Source organism: Inquilinus sp. 2KB_23 (genome assembly GCF_052115705.1).
GTDB classification, from domain to species: Bacteria; Pseudomonadota; Alphaproteobacteria; order DSM-16000; family Inquilinaceae; genus Inquilinus; species Inquilinus ginsengisoli_A.
The window spans coordinates 63,535-82,030 of the sequence record NZ_JBFRHF010000004.1; the positions used below are offsets into that span (position 1 = coordinate 63,535).

Annotated in this window: 19 protein-coding genes; 8 read left to right on the plus strand and 11 right to left on the minus strand. The window is 70.6% G+C overall.

Annotated features, from left to right (window positions below; all coding sequences use genetic code 11):
• Positions 1-16 precede the first annotated feature (16 nt).
• The 5 genes from AB4112_RS06220 to AB4112_RS06240 all read left to right on the plus strand — a co-directional run bounded on the left by AB4112_RS06220 (position 17) and on the right by AB4112_RS06240 (position 4,967).
• A complete protein-coding gene (locus tag AB4112_RS06220) occupies positions 17-1,081 on the plus strand; it encodes a LysR family transcriptional regulator (RefSeq protein ID WP_441717806.1) in 1,065 nt (354 codons plus the stop codon).
• 47 nt (positions 1,082-1,128) lie between these two features.
• On the plus strand, positions 1,129-1,968 hold the full coding sequence (locus AB4112_RS06225) for an ABC transporter substrate-binding protein (RefSeq protein ID WP_441717809.1): 840 nt from the start codon (positions 1,129-1,131) through the stop codon (positions 1,966-1,968).
• A gap of 253 nt (positions 1,969-2,221) precedes the next feature.
• Complete coding sequence (locus AB4112_RS06230) at positions 2,222-3,235, plus strand: FecCD family ABC transporter permease (protein WP_441717812.1); 1,014 nt, start codon at positions 2,222-2,224, stop codon at positions 3,233-3,235.
• Positions 3,235-4,023: an ABC transporter ATP-binding protein gene (locus AB4112_RS06235; RefSeq protein ID WP_441717815.1), complete on the plus strand. Its 789-nt coding sequence runs from the start codon at positions 3,235-3,237 to the stop codon at positions 4,021-4,023. The genes AB4112_RS06230 and AB4112_RS06235 overlap by 1 nt, the downstream gene beginning before the upstream one ends.
• Complete coding sequence (locus AB4112_RS06240) at positions 4,023-4,967, plus strand: DUF6925 family protein (RefSeq protein ID WP_441717818.1); 945 nt, start codon at positions 4,023-4,025, stop codon at positions 4,965-4,967. The genes AB4112_RS06235 and AB4112_RS06240 overlap by 1 nt, the downstream gene beginning before the upstream one ends.
• 19 nt (positions 4,968-4,986) lie before the next feature.
• Here AB4112_RS06240 and AB4112_RS06245 read toward each other — a convergent pair whose 3' ends face one another.
• Positions 4,987-7,350 (minus strand): LPS-assembly protein LptD, encoded by a 2,364-nt coding sequence (locus AB4112_RS06245; protein WP_309792819.1) that lies wholly within the window; start codon positions 7,348-7,350, stop codon positions 4,987-4,989.
• An 86-nt stretch (positions 7,351-7,436) separates the two neighbouring features.
• Positions 7,437-9,146 carry a DEAD/DEAH box helicase gene (locus AB4112_RS06250; protein WP_309792818.1) on the minus strand — a complete coding sequence of 570 codons (1,710 nt, stop codon included), beginning with the start codon at positions 9,144-9,146 and terminating at the stop codon, positions 7,437-7,439.
• Positions 9,147-9,315: 169 nt separating this feature from the next.
• On the opposite strand from AB4112_RS06250, the gene AB4112_RS06255 reads away from it, so the two are divergent.
• Complete coding sequence (locus tag AB4112_RS06255; protein ID WP_441717821.1) at positions 9,316-9,858, plus strand: isochorismatase family protein; 543 nt, start codon at positions 9,316-9,318, stop codon at positions 9,856-9,858.
• Complete coding sequence (locus AB4112_RS06260) at positions 9,855-10,553, plus strand: alpha/beta fold hydrolase (protein ID WP_441717824.1); 699 nt, start codon at positions 9,855-9,857, stop codon at positions 10,551-10,553. Before AB4112_RS06255 ends, AB4112_RS06260 begins: the two co-directional genes overlap by 4 nt.
• Before the next feature lie 6 nt (positions 10,554-10,559).
• Here AB4112_RS06260 and AB4112_RS06265 read toward each other — a convergent pair whose 3' ends face one another.
• From AB4112_RS06265 to parE, 3 genes are all read right to left on the minus strand, one after another.
• The gene (locus tag AB4112_RS06265; RefSeq protein ID WP_441717827.1) at positions 10,560-11,117 is read right to left on the minus strand and encodes a hypothetical protein; all 558 of its coding nucleotides are present in this window, start codon (positions 11,115-11,117) and stop codon (positions 10,560-10,562) included.
• Positions 11,118-11,188: 71 nt separating this feature from the next.
• Entirely contained in the window at positions 11,189-11,731 is a 543-nt protein-coding gene (locus tag AB4112_RS06270) for a hypothetical protein (protein WP_441717829.1), read from the minus strand.
• Positions 11,732-11,891: 160 nt separating this feature from the next.
• Positions 11,892-13,871: a DNA topoisomerase IV subunit B gene (gene parE, locus AB4112_RS06275; protein ID WP_441717832.1), complete on the minus strand. Its 1,980-nt coding sequence runs from the start codon at positions 13,869-13,871 to the stop codon at positions 11,892-11,894.
• A 94-nt stretch (positions 13,872-13,965) separates the two neighbouring features.
• Between parE and AB4112_RS06280 the strand changes: the two genes are divergently transcribed.
• A complete protein-coding gene (locus AB4112_RS06280; RefSeq protein ID WP_441717835.1) occupies positions 13,966-14,349 on the plus strand; it encodes an acyl-CoA thioesterase in 384 nt (127 codons plus the stop codon).
• Positions 14,350-14,549: 200 nt separating this feature from the next.
• Here AB4112_RS06280 and AB4112_RS06285 read toward each other — a convergent pair whose 3' ends face one another.
• From AB4112_RS06285 to AB4112_RS06310, 6 genes are all read right to left on the minus strand, one after another.
• The gene (locus AB4112_RS06285) at positions 14,550-14,882 is read right to left on the minus strand and encodes a DHCW motif cupin fold protein (protein WP_309792812.1); all 333 of its coding nucleotides are present in this window, start codon (positions 14,880-14,882) and stop codon (positions 14,550-14,552) included.
• 10 nt (positions 14,883-14,892) lie between these two features.
• Positions 14,893-15,627 (minus strand): class I SAM-dependent methyltransferase, encoded by a 735-nt coding sequence (locus AB4112_RS06290; RefSeq protein WP_441717838.1) that lies wholly within the window; start codon positions 15,625-15,627, stop codon positions 14,893-14,895.
• Between the two features lie 275 nt (positions 15,628-15,902).
• On the minus strand, positions 15,903-16,127 hold the full coding sequence (locus AB4112_RS06295) for a hypothetical protein (protein WP_441717841.1): 225 nt from the start codon (positions 16,125-16,127) through the stop codon (positions 15,903-15,905).
• 12 nt (positions 16,128-16,139) lie between these two features.
• A complete protein-coding gene (locus tag AB4112_RS06300; protein ID WP_309792808.1) occupies positions 16,140-16,499 on the minus strand; it encodes a hypothetical protein in 360 nt (119 codons plus the stop codon).
• Between the two features lie 137 nt (positions 16,500-16,636).
• On the minus strand, positions 16,637-16,876 hold the full coding sequence (locus AB4112_RS06305) for a hypothetical protein (protein WP_441717844.1): 240 nt from the start codon (positions 16,874-16,876) through the stop codon (positions 16,637-16,639).
• Between the two features lie 185 nt (positions 16,877-17,061).
• Entirely contained in the window at positions 17,062-18,375 is a 1,314-nt protein-coding gene (locus AB4112_RS06310; RefSeq protein WP_441717847.1) for a calcium-binding protein, read from the minus strand.
• Positions 18,376-18,496 lie beyond the last annotated feature (121 nt).

An 18,496-nucleotide genomic window follows, 5' to 3' on the forward strand; every position in this document is an offset into this window, starting at 1 on the left:
AGCCCCGAAATTCGTGATGGATCGTTCCATCGGTGATCACAATGTGGCTGCGGTGAGCGCGATGCTGGACCTGAACGACCTCCGCCTCTTCGCCAAGGTGGCGCAGCTGGGCGGCTTCACCGCCGCCGGCCGGGCGCTGGGCCTGCCCAAGTCGCGGCTCAGCCGCCGCATCGCCGGGCTGGAGGACCAGCTCGGCGTCCGGTTGCTGCAGCGCTCGACCCGCCGGCTGTCGCTGACCGATGTCGGCGAGAGCTTCCTGCGCCGTTGCGAGACCATGCTGGCCGAGGCCGAGGCGGCGGAGCAGGCGGTGGCCCAGGCGCGGTCGGAGCCGAGCGGGCTGATCCGGATCACCTGCCCACACATCCTGGCCCAGACCATGATCGCGCCGCTGATCAACAGCTTCCTGGCCGCCCATCCGGCGGTGCGCATCGCCATGGAACTGACCGGCCGCCGGGTCGACGTGATCGAGGAGCGGGTCGACCTGGCCTTCCGCGTCCGCCGGCCGCCGACCGAACCCTCCGACGTCGTGGTCCGGGTGCTGTCCCAGACCCGCGGCGTGGTGGTGGCCGCGCCGGCGCTGCTCGACCGGCTGGGCCGGCCGCTGGAGCCGGTGGATTTGATCGGGCTCGGCACGCTCGACCTGCATCGCGCCGACGGCCGCCACAGCTGGACACTGGCCGATGCCGATGGCGGCACCCAGTCGGTGCCGCATGTGCCGCGGCTGGCGACCGACGACATGTTCACCCTGCGCCAGGCCGCGGTCGACGGGCTCGGCGCGGCGCTGCTGCCGGACTACATCTGCCGCCCGGCGATCCAGGCCGGGCAGCTGGAGCACATCCTGCTCGACTGGCGGGTGCCGGAGGGGGAGGTGCAGGCGGTGTTCGCCTCCCGCCGCGGCCTGGTGCCGGCGGTGCGGGCGCTGGTCGACCATGTCGTCCGCTGGGTCCCGCGGATGGTGGCGATCTGCGACAGCGAGCTGCCGGCCGAGGACGTGCTTCCGCCCTATGCCGATTCCGGCGCCAATGCGGCCGCGCTCGGCCTGGACGCGATGATGTTGACGGCCCGGGCGGCGCCCCACTAGCGTGGCCGCGCCGGGTCCCTCGGCCCTGAAGGTCAGCCCCTGATCCGATGCCCCGCCCGACGACGACAGGCCTCCTGCTCCTCCTGGCCATCGGTCTCGCCGCCATCCCGGCGGCGGCGAAGCCGCAGCGGATCGTCTCGCTCAACCTGTGCGCCGATGCGCTGGTGCTGCGCCTGGCCGACCGCGCCGACGTGCAGTCGGTGACCTGGCTGGCACGCAACCCTGACAATTCCGTGGTGGCGGCCGAGGCGGCGACCGTGCCGGTCAACCACGGCCTGGCGGAGGAGGTCGCGGCCCTCAGGCCCGACCTGGTCGTGGTCGGCGCCTTCACCGCCCGGACCACGGTGGCGCTGCTGCGCCGGCTGGGCCTGCCGATCCTGGAACTCGACGTTCCCGACACCATCGACGGCATCCGCGCCCAGATCCGCCGGGTGGCGGCGGCGCTGGGGCAGGTGGAGCGGGGCGAGGGCATGGTCGCGGCGATGGACTCCCGGCTGGCGGCGATCCGGCCGCCGGCGTCGCATCCGCTGGCGGTGGTGCTGCGGCCGAACGGCTTCACCGCCGGCCGCGGCTCATTGGTCGACGAGATCCTGGCCCTGGCCGGCGCCCGCAACCTCGCCGCCGAGCAGGGGCTGGAGAATTACGGCCAGATCCCGCTCGAGACCGTGGCCCTGGCCGGGGTGCGGCTGCTGATCCTGAACCAGGCGGAGAACCGCGACCCGTCCCTGGGCGAAGCCCTGCTGGACCACCCGATCCTGGCGGCCCTGCCGGATCTCCGGCTGGTCCGGGTGCCGTCGCGGCTGTGGACCTGCGCCGGGCCCGAGGTGGCGGACGCTGCTGCCCTGATCGCCGCCGCGGCTCGCCAGGCGGAGGGGGCGGGGCCGTGAGAGAGCGATTTTCCAAGTCCCCCCTCCCCCTGCGGGACGGGGGTAGGGGGAGGGGGTTTTCTCCACTCAGAACCGATGCAGGTCTGCTGCCCCCGGCTTCGCGGTCGAGTGCGATCCGACCCGTTCGCGCGCCGATGCGCGCAGACCCCTCCCCCTATCCCCCTCCCGCAAGGGGAGGGGGGACAAGAAGGGGCGCCAGGCGGGAGAGGCAATGCGTTTGGGCGTCCAATGGCCTGTTTTCGGCGGAGGCAGGATGACCGCTGGAGTCAACTCCGCCATCCCCTCCCACACCCTGCTGGTCGCCGGGCTCGCCCTGGCCGCACTCGCCTGCCTGGCGTGGTCGGTCGCCACCGGCTACACCCCCTTCGACCTGTCCGCGGCGCTGGGCGACGTCCTGGCGGGCCGCCAGACCCTGCCGGCGCTGGTGCTGGTCGAGCTGCGGCTGCCGCGGGCGCTGCTCGGCCTGCTGGTCGGCTTCAGCCTCGGCCTCAGCGGCGCGGCGATGCAGGGGCTGCTGCGCAACCCGCTGGCCGAGCCCGGGGTGATCGGCGTGTCGGCCGCGGCGACGCTGGGCGCGGTGCTGGTGTTCTACTCCGGCCTCGCCGGCAGCTTCGCGCTGGCCCTGCCGCTGGGCGGCATCGCCGGGGCGGCGCTGGCGACGCTGCTGCTGTTCGGGCTGGTCCGGCGCGGTGCCGGCACCATGACCCTGATCCTGGCCGGCGTCGCCATCGGCAGCGCCGCCGGCGCATTGACCGCGCTGGCCCTCAACCTGTCGCCCAACCCGTATGCGGCGCTGGAGATCGTGTTCTGGCTGATGGGGTCGCTGGCCGACCGCAGCATGGTCCATGTCTGGCTGGTGCTGCCGCCGATGCTGCTGGGCTGGGGCCTGATCCTGGCCGGCGGCCGCGCCCTCGACGCGCTGACCCTGGGCGAGGACACGGCGGCCAGCCTCGGCTTCGGCCTCGGCCGGCTGCGGCTGCAGCTGGTCCTGGGCACCGCGCTGGCGGTCGGCAGCGCCGTGGCGGTGACCGGGGCGATCGGCTTCGTCGGGCTGGTGGTGCCGCATCTGCTGCGGCCGCTGGTCGGGCACCGGCCGGGCCGCGTGCTGCTGGTCAGCGGCCTCGGCGGCGCGGTGCTGATCCTCCTGGCCGATATCGGGCTGCGGCTGGTCCGGGTGCAGCCGGAGCTGAAGCTGGGCGTCGTCACCGCGATCATCGGCGCGCCGTTCCTGTTCAGCCTGATCTGGCGGCTGCGGCGGAGCCCGTGATGCGGATCGACGCCATCGGACTCCGCATCGCCCTCGGCGGCCGGCCGGTGCTCGCCGGGGTCGACCTCGCTTTGGTGCCGGGCGAGCTGGTCGGGCTGATCGGCCCGAACGGCGCCGGCAAGACCACGCTGCTGCGCATCCTGGCCAACCTGCTGGCGCCGGATGCCGGCGCGGTCCGCTATGACGGCCGGTCGGCGCGGGCGTTGGGCGGCGACGCCCTGGCACGCGGCCTGTCGGTTCTGATGCAGGGCGGCGAGGTGAACTGGCCGCTGCGGGTCGACCATCTGGTCGCGCTGGGGCGGCTGCCGCATCGCCGGGGCCTGGGCGGGCTGTCCGCGGCCGACCGCGACGCGGTGGCCCGGGCGCTGGACGCCGCCGACGCCGCGCATCTCCGGCTGCGCACCGCCGGCCAACTGTCGGCGGGGGAGCGGATGCGGGTGCTGTTCGCCCGGGCGCTGGCGGTCGAGGCGCCGATGCTGTTCGCGGACGAGCCGGTGGCGGCGCTGGACCCGTTCCACCAGCTGCAGATCATGGAGCTGCTGCAGGGCCGGGCGCGGGCGGGCACCGGCATCCTGGCGGTGCTGCACGACCTGCCGCTGGCCGGCCGCTTCTGCGACCGGCTGGTGCTGCTGCAGGATGGACGGATCCTGGCCGACGGCCCGCCCGAAGCGGTGCTGACCGACGACCATCTGCGCCGGGCCTATGCGGTGGAGGTGCAGCGCGGCCAGCGGGACGGCGTCGGCTACGTCCTGCCGTGGTCCCGCATTGGGCCGAAGGGGGAGGGGTGATGGCGATCGAGCGTCAGCCGGAGCCGGGGCCGGAGGCGGTGCGGCGCCTGATCCGGGAGCAGGTGGCAGAGGCCGACACCGGCTGGAGCCTGGGGGGCTTCGGTGCGATCGCCGAGTTCCTGCGTACGCCGGGGGAACCGGTGGCAGTGACGGCCGATGCCGGCGGCGTCGCCGTCGTCACCGATCTCGGCGCGATGCGGATCGACTGGATCGCCGGGCTGCGCCCCGTCGCCTACGAGACCGCGGTGGAGGACGATCGCTGGAGCCATGCGGTGGCGCTGTGCCTGGAGGCGGCGCAGGCGGCTATGAACCGGCGATCGGTGGTCACCGAACTCGGGCCCGACGAAGCGGCACTGCGACCGGGGGATCGCGAGGCAATCCTGTTCGACCTCGGCCTCGGCATGCTGCAGGCCGACATCTGTGTGCGCAGCGCCGACCCGGCCCTGCTGACGCAGCTGCGGGCGGGATGCGGGCAGTCGCTGTTCGCGCCCGGCAATTCGCTGACGGGCGCGCTGATCGCCGCCGGTCCGCACCGCGTGTTCCAGGCGCGGCTGGGGCGCATCGAGGTCTACCAGCCGGTGCCGCCGGCCGACGGCCGCAGCCCGGAGGGACCGCACACCCATGTGCTGCCGAAGCTGCTGGCGAGCGGCCGCACCCATGCGGCGACAGCACCGATCCCGGCGGGCTGGGTGCCCTGCGCCCATCTGTTCCCGCCGCACCCGGCCCGCGATGCAATGGGGCGCAGCCAGCCCTTCGACCGAGGGCGCCACGACGCGTTCCAGGCCGTTTGGCGGGAGTTCGGCGATCCGCATGCGGTGGCGCTGAAGGACGAGGTCATGGCCGCGCTGGGCGTCGGCCAGGGGCTGCCGGCGCTGGACAGCCGCGCCGACCGGGCCGTCGGCCGGGTCGCGCGATGCCAGACCCAAGCCCTGGCCAGCCTCTAAGTCAGGCGCCCGAGCCTTATCAGGTGCCCGGCGTGCGGCTCTGGTCGGCGCTGAACTTCAGCGGCACCTCGCCCAGATTCTTCAGGTTCAAGGTCAGGAAGAAGGAATAGCCCTCCTTCTGGTCCTCGGCGGTGGTGAACTGGCGCTGCACGTTGACGCCGAAGGTGAAGCACTCGTCCATGTACTGGGCGCCGAGATTGTAGCGGAACGGCCGCATGTTCTCGATGTCGTAGGTCATGCCGGTGGAGAGTGACCAGAAATCCGTGATCTGGGCCTTGGCGCCGGCACCCAGCTGCTGCTGGTTGAAGCTGTTGCCCTCGTCGTCCTCGCCCTTGTCGTCGAGCAGGCTGTAGTTGACGTTGAGGTTCAGCCAGTCGGGCCCGGTGGTGGTGGCCTGGACGTATTGCCGGCGGCTGTAGAAGTTGTCCTTGTCCAGCCGGAAGCGCCAGTCGAGGTTCAGGTAGGGCCCGGGATGCACAGTCACGCGGCCGACATAGTCGGACAGCTGGTCGCGCAGGCCGGAGCTCTCCGGGAAGTCGTCATCGGTCTCGAAGCGATAGCTCTGGCCCAGGAAAAAGGTCGCGGAGGTGCCGTCGACCCCATACAGCCCGTAGCGGAAGCCGTAGGAGACGTGCTGGCCGCCCTCGACCCGGTCGAGGCCGGGGAAGCGGCTCTCGCTGAACAGGTTGATCTCGTCGAACTCGATGTCCGAGCTGTCGTTGTTCGGGATCTTGTCGCCGTTGCTGACATGCGGCGCGACGCTGAGGCTGACGATCGGCTCCAGCATCTGCTGGTAGGAGCCGAGCTGCCCGACGAAGGGATAGCGCGCGGTCGCCGTCGCGACCGGGAACAGCCGGGTGGCGGCGACGCCGTTCTTGGTCAGGACCTCGTCGGGCCCGCCATTCACCACCAGGGTGCCGTCCGGCACGTCGTCCGACTGGTAGACGTCGGCCCGCAGATAGGTGCGTGCCGACAGCACGATGCCGCTGTCGCTGTAGAACTCCCGCTGCCAGCCGGCCTGGGTGGACAGGCGCCGGGTGTCGATGCCGCGGTTGGGGTCGCTGGTCACAGCATCGAAGTCGCGCAGCAGGCTGACGGCGCTGGCGTTGGCGAACCATTGGCCGCCGAGGATGGTGTTGGGTTCGCTGACGTAGTTCGCGGTGACCGAGGGCAGGATGGTGGGCGAGAAGCCCTTGCTGCCGACGCCGGTGCCGGGCGTGCGCAGGTCCTGCCAGTCCAGCGCCTCGACCCCGATATAGTTCAGGCCGTAGAAGCCTTCGGCAAAAGCCCGGCTCTGCAGGATATCCGCGCCGGAGATGTTGAAGTTGTCGATATAGGTGCGATCAGACGTGCGGTTGACGTTGACGCCGAACCGCCAGTTCTGGTCGAAGTCGTAGGCCGCCGTGCCGAAGAAGTGCCAGCGCAGCTGCTGCGACCGGAAGTCGAGGTTGCTGCCGTTGGGTCCTGAATTGTCGTTCAGGATCTTGCTGTAGCCGCTCTGGTTGATGCTGCCGTTGAGGGTGATGAGGCCCTTGTCGAAGCGCTTGCGGTACTCGCCGGTGAACAGCGTGCCGGAATCGCGGGTCAGAGTGGCGCCCACCGTGGCGTCCTGGTCCGGCGAGATGTCGAAATAATACTGCAGGCCGAAGAACGGCCCGACGTCGGAGGTCGAGCCGAAGCTCGGGAACAGGAAGCCCTGGCGGCGGTCGACCGACGGGTCGGGCATCGAGAAGTACGGCGAGTAGAACAGCGGGACGCCGAACAGGTCGATGAAGGCGTCGTGGAAGATGATGTCCTTCGACACCGCGTCGCTGGTCACCCGGATGGCGCGGATCTGCCACAGCGGCGGTGCCGTCGGGTCGTCCTTGCACAGGTTGCAGGGCGAATAGAGGGCGCGGTCGATGGTGGTGATCTCGCCGCGCTCGCGCACCGCGCTGTTGCCGATCATCCGCGAGTTGTCGGACAGGATCAGCGACACCTGCTGGATGAAGCCGTCCTTCATGTCGTCGGTCAGCTCGGCATAGTCGCCCAGCATGACCTCGCCCCCGGGCTGGACCAGGGCGACATGGCCGCTGGCCGCGACGATCTGGGTCTTCTGGTTGTAGGTGACCTGATCGGCGCGGAGGATCTGGTTGTTCTGGTTGATCTCGACCTTGCCGCGCGCGGTCACGAGACCCAGCGTCTGGTCGTAGATCAGCTCGTCGGCGATGACGACCGGCGGCTCCCCCGCGGGGGCGGCCGGTTTCTGCTCAGGCGCCGGCGGCTCGGGAGCCCCCGGAGCGGCGGGGGGCTGCTGTTCCTGGGCCGACGCACCGACCGCCGTCAGAACGGCGAGAACGGAAACGGCGCTGAGAAATGACGATAACCGATTGATTCGTTTCACTGCCGCTTCCACGCTCCGACACGAGCCGTCGCCCCTTGTGCCGAATGCGAAGGGGCGAAGTCAACGTGCGTCGCGGCAGGGACCGATCAAGCGGCGGTTTCGGTGACCTCGGCGGCGGTGCGCTTGCGCTGCGGAACCGGCCGCAGCAGGAAGGCCGGGACGTGGTCGCCCAGCCCCAGCACCGGCGTGTCGTCGCGATCCTCGCGCGAGGAATGGCGCCGGTCGCGGCCCCGATCCTCGTTGCGATCGTCACGGCGGGGGCGGTCCTGCGCTGGCCGCGGACGGTCGTCGTGGCGACGGGCCTCGCTGCGCGGTGCCTCGTCGCGATGGCCCTCGCTGCGGTGGCCTTCACTGCGGTGGGACGCGACCGCAGCGGGCTCCGCCTGGCGCGGCTCGTCGTGCCGCGAGTCCGCCGGACGCGAGTCGGTCTGGCGGGCATCGGCCTGACGCGGAGCGGCCTGGCGGGGAGCGGGACGGGGCCTGCCGCGACGCGGCCGATCCTCGACCACCGGGGCGGCGCTGGCCTCCTCGGCAACCACCTGAGGCTCTTCCGTGCGGCGCGGCTCGGCGGCGGCCGAGTCGCGGGTCCTGCGCTTGGGCGCCTCCGGGCGCTCGCCGCGCCGGCGCGCCTTGCCGCGCTGCTTGATCTCGTCGTCGGACAGGAAGCCTTCCAACCCGATCTCCGGCAGCACCAGGACCGGGATCTGCTTCTTGATCAGGCTCTCGATCGCCTTGACGAAGCGGCCGTCCTCGGGCGTCGCGATCGAATAGGCCTTGCCGGTCTTGCCGGCACGGCCGGTGCGGCCGACGCGGTGGACATAGTCGTCGGCGTGGATCGGCACGTCGAAGTTGAAGACATGACCGATGTCGCTGACGTCGATGCCGCGGGCGGCGACGTCGCTGCAGACCAGCGTGGTGATGTCGCCGCGCTTGAACCGGTCCAGCGTCTCGTTGCGCACCGATTGCACCAGGTCGCCATGCATCTGCCCGGCGTTGAAGCCATGGCTCTGCAGCGACTTGAACACCACCGACACATCGCGCTTGCGGTTGCAGAACACGAAGGCGCTCTTGACGTCCTCGGCCCGCAGCAGGTGGCGCAGCGCCTTGCGCTTGTCGTCGGCCTCGACCACCACGATGTGCTGCTCAAGCAGCTCGCCGGTGGTCGCCGGCGGCGCCACCGAGATCTGCTTCGGATTGCTCAGGAAGGCCTCGGACAGGCGCCGGATCTCCGGCGGCATGGTGGCCGAGAAGAACAGGGTCTGCCGCAGCGGCGGCAGCAGGCCGACGATGCGCTCGATGTCGGGGATGAAGCCCATGTCGAGCATGCGGTCGGCTTCGTCGATCACCAGGATCTTGACGTCGGCCAGCAGCACCTTGCCGCGCTCGAACAGGTCGAGCATCCGGCCCGGGGTCGCGATCAGCACGTCGACGCCGCGGTCCAGCTTCTTGATCTGGTCCTCGAAGCTCTCGCCGCCGATCAGCAGGGCGTAGGACAGCTTCTCGTACTTGCCGTACAGCTCGAAATTCTCGGCCACCTGGGCGGCGAGCTCGCGAGTCGGCTCCAGGATCAGCGAGCGCGGCATGCGCGCCCGCGCCCGGCCGGAGGCAAGGATCTCCAGCATCGGCAGGGTGAAGCCGGCGGTCTTGCCGGTGCCGGTCTGGGCGATGCCGAGGACGTCGCGGCCCATCAACACATAAGGTATGGCCTGGGCCTGGATCGGGGTCGGGGTGGTGTAGCCGACATCGTCCACGGCACGCAGGATTTCGGGCTTCAGCCCAAGATCCGAAAAGAGCATCGTACAGGAATCTTTACTAATGGGGGCGCGCCGAGCGGCCCGCCGCATGCCCTTTAGATGGGAAAACCACCCGTCAAGTCAATTGAAACTATCGAGACAGCCGGGCATGGCTCACCCTAGCGGGGCGCGAGTCGCGCGGTTGACGATGAAGAAGTGGGAGACGTGACGAATGCTGCTCGATCGGGAAGACAGCGTTCTCCTGGTGGTCGACGTGCAGGAGAAGCTGGTGTCGGCGATGCATGATTTCGCGACGGCACGGAAGGCGATCGAGACCCTGATCCGCAGCGCGGCGGCGCTCGGCGTGCCGGTGCTGTTCGCCGAACAGTACCCGAAAGGACTGGGGCCGACCCTGCCGGAGCTGGTGGCGCTGGCGCCGGATGCGCCGGTTGTACCGAAGGTGCGCTTCTCCGCCGTCGGCGAACCGGCCCTGCTCGACCACCTCGAAGGCATCGGCCGCCGCACCGTGGTGCTGTGCGGGCTGGAGAGCCATGTCTGCGTGCTGCAGAGCGCCTTCGACCTGCACGACGCCGGTTTCCGCGCGGTGGTGGCGATCGACGCGACGACGTCGCGGGCGCCGCGCAGCACCGCGGTGGCGGAGCTGCGCCTGGTCCAGGGCGGGATCGAGCTGGTGACGGGGGAAATGGCCTGCTTCGAATGGCTCGGCCAGGCCGGGACCGACGAGTTCCGGACGGTGAGCGCCTTCCTGCGATGACCCTGCCGGTCGTGTTCGTGCCTGGCCTGCTCTGCGATGCGGATCTGTGGGCGGCACAGCTGGCGATCGTCTCGGCCGACCGGCCGGTGGTGGTCGCCAACATCGCCGGCGCCGACACCGTGGCCGCGTTGGCCCGGGCGGTGCTGGCGGACGCGCCGCAGCGCTTCGCCCTCGCAGGTCTCTCGATGGGCGGTTATGTCGCGCTGGAGATCATGCGCCAGGCGCCGGAACGGGTGGCGGGGCTGGCGCTGCTCGACACCTCGGCCCGGCCGGACAGCGAGGAGCAGACCCGCCGCCGCCGCGCCCTGCTGGCGCTGGCCCGGACCGGCCGGTTCAAGGGGGTGACGCCGCGGCTGCTGCCGACCCTGCTGCATCCCGACCGGCTGGCGGATCCGATCCTGACCGGGCGGGTGATGGCGATGGCCGGCCGGATCGGCCGGGACGCCTTCCTGCGGCAGCAGACGGCGATCCTCGGGCGTCCCGACAGCCGGCCGGACCTGATGCGGATCGACTGCCCCACTTTGGTGGCCTGCGGCCGGCAGGATGCGCTGACACCGCTGCCGCTGTCCGAGGAGATGGCGGGGCTGATCCCCGGGGCGGAGCTGGTCGTGGTCGAGGACAGCGGCCACCTGTCGCCGATGGAGCGGCCCGACGCGGTCAATGCCGCGCTGGCGTCCTGGCTCGGGCTGTTGTGAGGCCGCTCAGTCGGGGAAGCCGCCGAACCGTCCGAACAGGGGCGGCGGGGTGTAGGGGAACAGCTCGATGGTGAGGTGGCTGATCAGGTTGATGAAGGCGGGATCGTCCGGCCCGCTGGACTGGTCGAGGAAGCCGGTCACCGCCGACGCCTCGCGGCCAGCGACGCAGAAGGCGGCGCGAACGAGGATCGGCCGCATGGCCGGGGCCGTGGTCCAGGTCTTGCGGTCGCACAGGTCGAACGGGTTGACCGCCGGCTGGGCGTTGAACACCACCGAGACGAAATAGTCGCGGTTCTCGGTCGGCCCCGGGGTCGGGGTGAAGCGGGTGCGCGGGCCGACATAGGTGCCGGTCATGATCTGCGCCACCAGCTGCTCGAAGCCCGGCGTGCTGCCGTAGGGGTTGCCCTGGATGATGGTGCGCAGGTCGCGGCCGTCGGCGGCGGCGAAGAACTCGCCGCTGGAGTAGAGGGCGTTGAGGTCGCTGCGGACGATGCGGGGGCCGGTGCATCCGGCCAGCAGCAGCAGGGCCAGGGCGGTGGCGGGGACGGCGCGCAACGGGGTCATGGGGCGGCCCTTCCGGAGGCTGTCGATCGATGGGGGCGGCGGAGGGGCGGGAGCCCATCCGCCGCCGGACCTCACCGGTAGGGGAACAGCTGGATCGTCAGCTGGCGGATGGTGTCGACGAACTTCGGATCGGTCGGCCCGCTGGCCTGGTCGAGATAGGCCGACACCGAGGACGCTTCGCGCCCGGCGACGCAGAAGGCGGCGCGGATGACGATCGGGCGCTGGGCCGGCGCCGTGGTCACCGCCTGGCCGTTGCACAGCGAGCCGGAGACGACATCGGGCTGGGGGTTGACCGCCAGGGCGACGAAGTAGTCGCGCTTGGCGCTGGGGCCCGGCGTCGGGGTGAAGCGCGTCTTCGGGCCGACATAGGTGGCGGTCATGATCTGCGCCACCGCCTGGTCGAAGCCGGGCGTGCCGAAGGGGTTGCCCTGCACGGTGGTGCGCAGGTCGCGCCCGTCGGCGGCCGAGGAGAACTCCACGCTGGAATAGAGCGGGTTGATGTCGTCGACCACGACACGGCCACCGCTGAGGCCGCCGCCGGCGCAGGCGGCGAGGCCGGTGCCGGCCAAGGCCACGGCGGCGAGGGGGAGAAGGCGGCGAAGACGGGAGGTCATATTCGTTCTCATCCGTTGGCAGGCCGGTCATCATCATACGGCTCGCCGCGAGGCGTCGCCAATGATCCGGCCACACCTCCCTTATACGGCGGGTCCGCCGGGGCGGATGGTGCCCCAGGTCACAGCCTGCGCTGTGCCCGATGTCGCACCCCCGTCGGCCTCAGATGTCCAGCTCGGTCGCCTTGGTCGCGTTCTGCTGGATGAAGCGCAGCCGCAGCTCCGGCTTGCGGCCCATCAGTTGCTCGACCAGGTCGGCGGTGCGGCGGCCGTCGAACTCATCCTCGGCGTCATCCGTCAGCTCGACCCGCAGCAGCGAGCGTGTCGACGGGTCCATGGTGGTGTCGCGCAGCTGTGCCGGCATCATCTCGCCGAGGCCCTTGAAGCGGCTGATCTCGACCTTCTTGCCGGCGAACTGCTTGGCCAGCACCTCGTCCTTGTGGGCGTCGTCGCGGCAGTAGACCGTGGTGTTGCCGGCCTGCACCCGGTACAGCGGCGGCTGGGCCAGGAACAGGTGGCCCTCGGCGATCAGGCCGCGCATCTCCTTGTAGAAGAAGGTCATCAGCAGCGACGCGATGTGGGCGCCGTCGACATCGGCGTCGGTCATGATGATGACGCGCTCGTAGCGCAGCTTGTCGCTGGCGTACTGGCCGCGGGTGCCGCAGCCCAGCGCCAGCGCCAGGTCCGAGATCTCCTGGTTGCCGGCCAGCTTGTCGGCCGAGGCGCTGGCCACGTTCAGGATCTTGCCGCGCAGCGGCAGGATGGCCTGGGTCTCGCGCTTGCGCGCCGCCTTGGCCGAGCCGCCGGCCGAATCGCCCTCGACCAGGAAGATCTCGGTGCCCTCGGGCGCAGTGCGGCTGCAATCGGCCAGCTTGCCCGGCAGGCGCAGGCGCGCGGTCGGGGTCTTGCGGCCATTGTCCTTGGCCTGCTTGCGGCGCAGCCGCTCCTCCGCCCGCTCGGTGAGGAATTCGAGCAGCCCTTCGGCCGATTTCGGGTCGGCCGACAGCCAATGGTCGAAATGGTCCTTGATCGCGCCCTCGACCAGCTTGGTCGCCTCGGGCGAGGACAGGCGGTCCTTGGTCTGGCTCTGGAACTGCGGGTTGGGGATGAAGATCGACAGCAGCACCGCCACGCCGCCCATCACGTCGTCGGCGGTGATCTGGCCGGCCCGCTTGTGGTTGGCCAGCTCGGCGAAGCCGCGCAGGCTGCGCAGCAGGCCGCTGCGCAGGCCCTGCTCATGGGTGCCGCCCTGGGGCGTCGGGATGGTGTTGCAGTAGGTGTGGACGAAGCCCTCGTCATCCTCCGGCCAGGCCACCGCCCATTCGATCTGGCCGCCGCCCCCGGGGAAGGTGGCGGTGCCGGCGAAGGCGGTCGGGGTGCGGGTCGGCCGGTCGTCCAGCGTGGTCTTGAGATAGTCGGACAGGCCGCCGGGGAAATGCAGCACCGCCTCGGCCGGGGTGCGGTCGTCGCCCGAGACCAGAGCGGGGTCGCAGCGCCAGCGGATCTCGACGCCGCGGAACAGATAGGCCTTGGACCGCGCCAGGCGGTACAGCCGGCCGGGCTGCAGCCGCGCCTCGGCGCCGAAGATCTCCGGGTCGGGATGGAAGGCGATGGTGGTGCCGCGCCGGTTCTGCACCGTGCCGCCACGCTCCAGCGGGCCCAGGGGCGCGCCGCGGGAATAGCGCTGGAGGTACAGCTGGCGGTCGAGCGCCACCTCGACCCTGAGGTCGTCGGACAGCGCGTTCACCACCGACAGGCCGACGCCGTGCAGGCCGCCCGAGGTGGCGTAGACCTTGTTCGAGAACTTGCCGCCGGAATGCAGCGTGGTCAGGATGACCTCGAGCGCCGACTTGCCGGGATATTTGGGATGCTCGTCGACGGGAATACCGCGGCCGTTGTCGCGGACGGTGACGAAGCCTTCGGCATCGAGCGCCAGATCGATCAAGGTGGCGTGGCCGGCAACCGCCTCGTCCATGGCGTTGTCGAGCACTTCGGCGACGAGGTGGTGCAGGGCGCGGTCGTCGGTGCCGCCGATATACATGCCGGGCCGCCGCCGGACCGGTTCGAGCCCCTCGAGAACCTCAATATCGCTCGCGGTGTAACTGTTGTCGGTCTTGCTGCTGGGGGCGAACAAATCTGTCATGATCCGGAGTCGGGGTCGTCCTGTGGATTTGCGTGCCAATTCCTTCATATAGACTTTTCCGGCCCTCAACGTAACCAAATCTAGGATCCGATCGGTGACAACCCTCCTGCCCGCCGGGGTGCCGGCCCTCCGCACCATCGCCATGCCGAAGGATGCCAATCCGAACGGGGACATCTTCGGCGGCTGGCTGCTGTCGCAGATGGATCTGGCCGGCGCCGTGGTGGCGCATGAGCGGGCCCGCGGCCGGACCGCGACGGTGGCGGTGGATGCGATGAGCTTCCTGGCCCCGGTGCGCATCGGCGACACCGTGTCCTGCTACGCCACCCTCGCGGCCACCGGCCGCAGCTCGATGAAGGTGAAGATCGAGACCTTCGTGCAGCGCCGCAGCGACCACACCATCGTCAAGGTCACCGACGGCACCTTCACCTATGTCGCGATCGATGAGCAGGGCAGCTCGCGGCCGCTGCCGCCGGGATAGTGGCGGCAGGGCGGCCGGGACGCCGCAGGCGGCGGGCCGCTACAGGCCCCAGCCGTAGCCGATGAAGGTCAGCGCGTAGCAGGTGCCGAACAGCAGGGTGAGGGTCACGGTCTCGCGGATGAAGGTCCAGTCGCTCATGATGTTCCCTTTGTGTTCCTATTTGTGGATAGGAACATAGAAGGAACATCCGGTCAAGCGGCTCAATCGACGATGAACAGCTTGGCGCCGGTGCGGGTCGAGGAGCGGTGGGCGGCGTCGCCGAAATCCGAGACCTGGTAGCTCATGCCGGCCGTCAGGGTGAAGCGGCGCCCGTCCTTCAGCTCGGTCTCCAGCTCGCCCTCGAGGACATAGAGGACATGGCCCCGGTCGCACCAATGGTCGGCCAGGTATCCCGGCGTGTACTCCACCATGCGGATGCGCAGGTCGCCGATGGCCAGGGTGCGCCAGTGTGCCGTTCCGGTCTCGCCCGGATGCTCGGTCGCGGGCTGCCGGTCCCAGTCGGTCACGGTGAAGGGGAAGGGTGGAATCTTCATCGGGTGCTCCTCAGGCCGGCACGTCGGCGGCGATCAGCAGGAAGGGCGGGCGCTGGCGCTCGATGGCGAATTCCGGATGGTCCGCGATCTGCTCGGCGGTCGGGCCCCATTCCTCGAGATGGGCGAGGGTGAAGCCGGCGCGCAACAGCAGGGCGACATAGGTGGCGATGGTGCGATGCTGCTTGATCACGCCCTCGGCCAGCCAGTCGGTGATGCGCGGGCCTTCCTCCAGGTAGCGGTCGACCGGCCAGACGTCGCGGCCCGCGGCGTCGCGCGACCAGCCGGGGGCGGAGGGCGCGGTGTAGATCGGGTGCTCCACCGAGGCCACCAGGCGGCCGCCCGGGGCGAGGGCACGGTGGATCTGCGCCACCAGCCCCTCCAGGTCCGCGATGTAGTGCAGTGCCAGCGAGCTGTAGGCGAGGTCGACCGAGGCCGGCGGCAGGTCGAGTGTCTCCAGGTCGGCCCTGGCATAGGTGACGGCGGCGTCCGGGTCGGTGGCCCGGGCGCGGGCCAGCATGTTCTCCGACACGTCGAGGCCGAGGACGTCGGCCGCCCCGGCCTGGCGCGCCCAGCGACAGAACCAGCCGAAGCCGCAGCCGAGGTCGAGCACCCGCTTGCCCCTGAGGTCCGGCACCAGGGCACGCAGCGCCGGCCATTCCGGGGCGCCGTCCAGGCCTTCGACCGACCGGCGCAGCCCGCTGTATCCGGCAAAGAATTCAGGGTTGTCGTAGATGTTCTGGGTCACGTGCGACTCTCCAATTTCGGGGATCGGACGGGGCGCGCGAGACCATGAAAAAGCCCCGTCCGTTTCCGGCGGGGCTGACYGATTGCGAGCGGCGATCCAGGATCAGCGCACACAGACTCCGGGCGTCCCGCCGATGGCGATGCGGGCGGGTCTGGCGACGATGTGGGTGTCGGTCACGGGCATGTCCTATCTATCGCGGGCCGGCCGTGCGGCGTCAAGGGACGGCTTCATATCCGGTGCCGGCGCGGCCCGGGGTGCGGGCCGCGCCTTGTGGCCTACCAGTAGCCCTTGCCCTTGAGGTCGCCGGCCACGGCACCGGCGGCGCCGCCGATCAGGGCGCCGATGCCGGCATTGCCGCCCGCGATGGCGCTGATCGCGGCACCGCCGGCGGCGCCGATCCCGGCGCCGGTCAGGGTGGTCTGCTCCTCGCGGGTCAGGTTGCTGCAGCCGGAGGCCAGCAGCGCGCCGCACAGCGCCAGCGGCAGGAGAATCGTCTTCATCTCGGGCTCTCCCTACTTCTTCCGGGGCTGGACCTTGGCGACATCGGTGACGATCACCGAAATCACCGACCGCGCGGTCTGGTCCGGATGGGCGGCGTAGTAGTCGTCGACGCCCTTGGAGATCTCGGTCAGCGTCAGCGGCTGCAGGTTGGTGACCAGCGCGCTGATCATGCCCGGCCGGCTGCGGCGGTCGTCCTTGCGCAGCTCGTATTCGACCGAGACGACATTGGCCACGCCGACCAGGAAGGCCTTCTTCTCGGAATCGGACGCCTTGGTCCAATGCTCGCCGGTGACCAGCGGGACATCCCCCGCCTGCGCCGGCGTGCCCGCGACCGCGGCGAGCAGGACGGCCCCCAAAAGCAGGGGTTTCATGGACAGTCGTGCCATTACTTGCTCCCGAACAGGAATCCACGGTCCATTCTTTGGACGTTCGGGGGCGATAATCAATAGAGGATGGCCGGGCCGGCCTGGAAAGCCCCGCCGGGGCGGGGCTTAGGCCCAGTACCGGATCACCAGTAACCCTTGCTCTTCAGGTTGCCGGCCACGGCGCCGACGCCGGCGCCGACCAGGCCGCCGGCCAGCAGGCTGCCGCCGGTCAGGGCGGTCAGCGCGACGCCGCCGGCCGCGCCGATTCCGGCGCCGCTGAGCGTGCCCTGCGCCTCGCGGTTCATGTGGGTGCAGCCGGACGCCAGCAGGGCGGCGGCAAGGGCGATCGGCAGCAGGCGGCGGGGCAGGGTCCGGACACTCACGGGCGGTCACTCACAGGGCGAAGGGAAGTTCGGTCGGCTGGGCAACCCGGCACGGCCCTGTTTGTTCCCGCCGCGCCAGCCCTGCTCGTGCCGGCCCGCCTGATGCCGCGGCCGGCCTGGGCCAGTCGCGCGTGACGCAAAGGTTCCGGGTGCTGCGGTTTGGCCGCAGCACCCTGTCGTCGGGATCAGAGCACGAAATCTCCGGCGGCCAGGTCGTGGACGCCCAGCAGCACGATCGTCAGGTCGCCATGGCCGTCGCCGTCGATGTCCGCGCTCACCGCCGTGTTCGACCCGTCGGTGAAGAACCGCACCTCGCCGGCCTGGCCGGAAAAGGCGGCGTCGCCGATGAAGCTGAAGGCGGTGTCGCCGTTGCCGCCGTTGCCGTCGGCATCGATGGCGGAGAGGTCGATCCTGTCGCCCTGCGCCTGGGAGAAGTCGACGATCAGGTCGCGGGTCTCGACGGTGGTGCCGGTGTCGGCGGCGCTGGCATAGGCGAAACTGTCGGCCCCGGCGCCGCCGATCAGGATGTCGGCGCCGGCCCCGCCCTCGATCCGGTCGCTACCGGTGCCGCCGACCAGCCGGTCGTCGCCGCCGGCACCGGCCAGCACGTCATCGCCGGCCAGGCCGCGCAGGATGTTGCCGCTGTCGTCCCCGGTCAGCGTGTCGCCGAACGGGCTGCCGTGGATCACCTCGATGGCGTCGACATAGACGTCGCCCTCGGCATTGCCGCCGTGGTTCTCATGCGTCGTCAGGTTGACCGAGACCGCGGCGCCGCTCTCGGCGTAGCTGACAATGTCGATGCCGTTGCCGCCGGTCAGGGTGTCGGCCCCGGCGCCACCGCGCAGCAGGTCGTTTCCGTCCCCGCCGTCCAGCCGGTCGACGCCGTCGCCGCCGGCGAGGTGGTCGCTGCCGGCGCCACCGTCGATCGAATCGTCGCCGCCCTGCCCGCGCAAAGTGTTGCCGCCGGCATCACCGGTCAGCACATCGGCGAAGTTGCTGCCGTGGATGGCCTCGACATCGTTGGCGATGACATCGCCCTCGGCCGCCCCGCCATGGGCCTGGTGGGTGAGGAGGTTGATGCGCACCCCGGCGGTGCTGTCGGTGTAGGTGATGGTGTCGATGCCCTGGCCGCCGTTCAGGACGTCGGCCCCGGCGCCACCATGCAGCAGGTCGTTGCCGGTGCCGCCATCCAGGATATCGTTGCCGTCGCCGCCGGCGATCTTGTCGGTGCCGTTGCCGCCGGTGACGACGTCGTCGCCGGCGGCGCCGCGGATCCAGTCGAGGCCGTTGCCGCCGTCGATGACGTCGAAGCCGGCGCCGCCGTCGATGGTGTCGTCACCGTTGCCGCCGGTGATCACGTCGAAGCCGGCGCCGCCGTCGATGATGTCGTCGCCATTGCCACCGCTCGCCACGTCGCTGCCGCCGCGAGCGTCGATGGTGTCGTCGCCCCGCGTGCCGATCAGGATGTCGGAGCCTTCGGTGCCCGTGATGATGGTCATGTGCGTTTCCCCGTTGCGAAATCGGACATCACGCTCTGACGAAGGCCGTGCGCCCCCTGCCGTCCGGCAGCCCGAGCTCCGCATCGGGGCCATCCGTCGGGGCATGCGGGACCGCAGCGGC

Excerpts from the sequence above, each read along its gene's own strand:
- AB4112_RS06300 (WP_309792808.1), bottom strand. The coding sequence starts at position 16,499 with ATGAAACCCCTGCTTTTGGGGGCCGTCCTGCTCGCCGCGGTCGCGGGC.
- AB4112_RS06240 (WP_441717818.1), top strand. The coding sequence starts at position 4,023 with ATGGCGATCGAGCGTCAGCCGGAGCCGGGGCCGGAGGCGGTGCGGCGC.
- AB4112_RS06265 (WP_441717827.1), bottom strand. The coding sequence starts at position 11,117 with ATGACCCCGTTGCGCGCCGTCCCCGCCACCGCCCTGGCCCTGCTGCTG.
- AB4112_RS06250 (WP_309792818.1), bottom strand. The coding sequence starts at position 9,146 with ATGCTCTTTTCGGATCTTGGGCTGAAGCCCGAAATCCTGCGTGCCGTG.
- AB4112_RS06260 (WP_441717824.1), top strand. The coding sequence starts at position 9,855 with ATGACCCTGCCGGTCGTGTTCGTGCCTGGCCTGCTCTGCGATGCGGAT.
- AB4112_RS06270 (WP_441717829.1), bottom strand. The coding sequence starts at position 11,731 with ATGACCTCCCGTCTTCGCCGCCTTCTCCCCCTCGCCGCCGTGGCCTTG.
- AB4112_RS06255 (WP_441717821.1), top strand. The coding sequence starts at position 9,316 with ATGCTGCTCGATCGGGAAGACAGCGTTCTCCTGGTGGTCGACGTGCAG.
- AB4112_RS06310 (WP_441717847.1), bottom strand. The coding sequence starts at position 18,375 with ATGACCATCATCACGGGCACCGAAGGCTCCGACATCCTGATCGGCACG.
- AB4112_RS06230 (WP_441717812.1), top strand. The coding sequence starts at position 2,222 with ATGACCGCTGGAGTCAACTCCGCCATCCCCTCCCACACCCTGCTGGTC.
- parE (WP_441717832.1), bottom strand. The coding sequence starts at position 13,871 with ATGACAGATTTGTTCGCCCCCAGCAGCAAGACCGACAACAGTTACACC.
- AB4112_RS06220 (WP_441717806.1), top strand. The coding sequence starts at position 17 with ATGGATCGTTCCATCGGTGATCACAATGTGGCTGCGGTGAGCGCGATG.
- AB4112_RS06235 (WP_441717815.1), top strand. The coding sequence starts at position 3,235 with ATGCGGATCGACGCCATCGGACTCCGCATCGCCCTCGGCGGCCGGCCG.
- AB4112_RS06295 (WP_441717841.1), bottom strand. The coding sequence starts at position 16,127 with ATGAAGACGATTCTCCTGCCGCTGGCGCTGTGCGGCGCGCTGCTGGCC.
- AB4112_RS06285 (WP_309792812.1), bottom strand. The coding sequence starts at position 14,882 with ATGAAGATTCCACCCTTCCCCTTCACCGTGACCGACTGGGACCGGCAG.
- AB4112_RS06225 (WP_441717809.1), top strand. The coding sequence starts at position 1,129 with ATGCCCCGCCCGACGACGACAGGCCTCCTGCTCCTCCTGGCCATCGGT.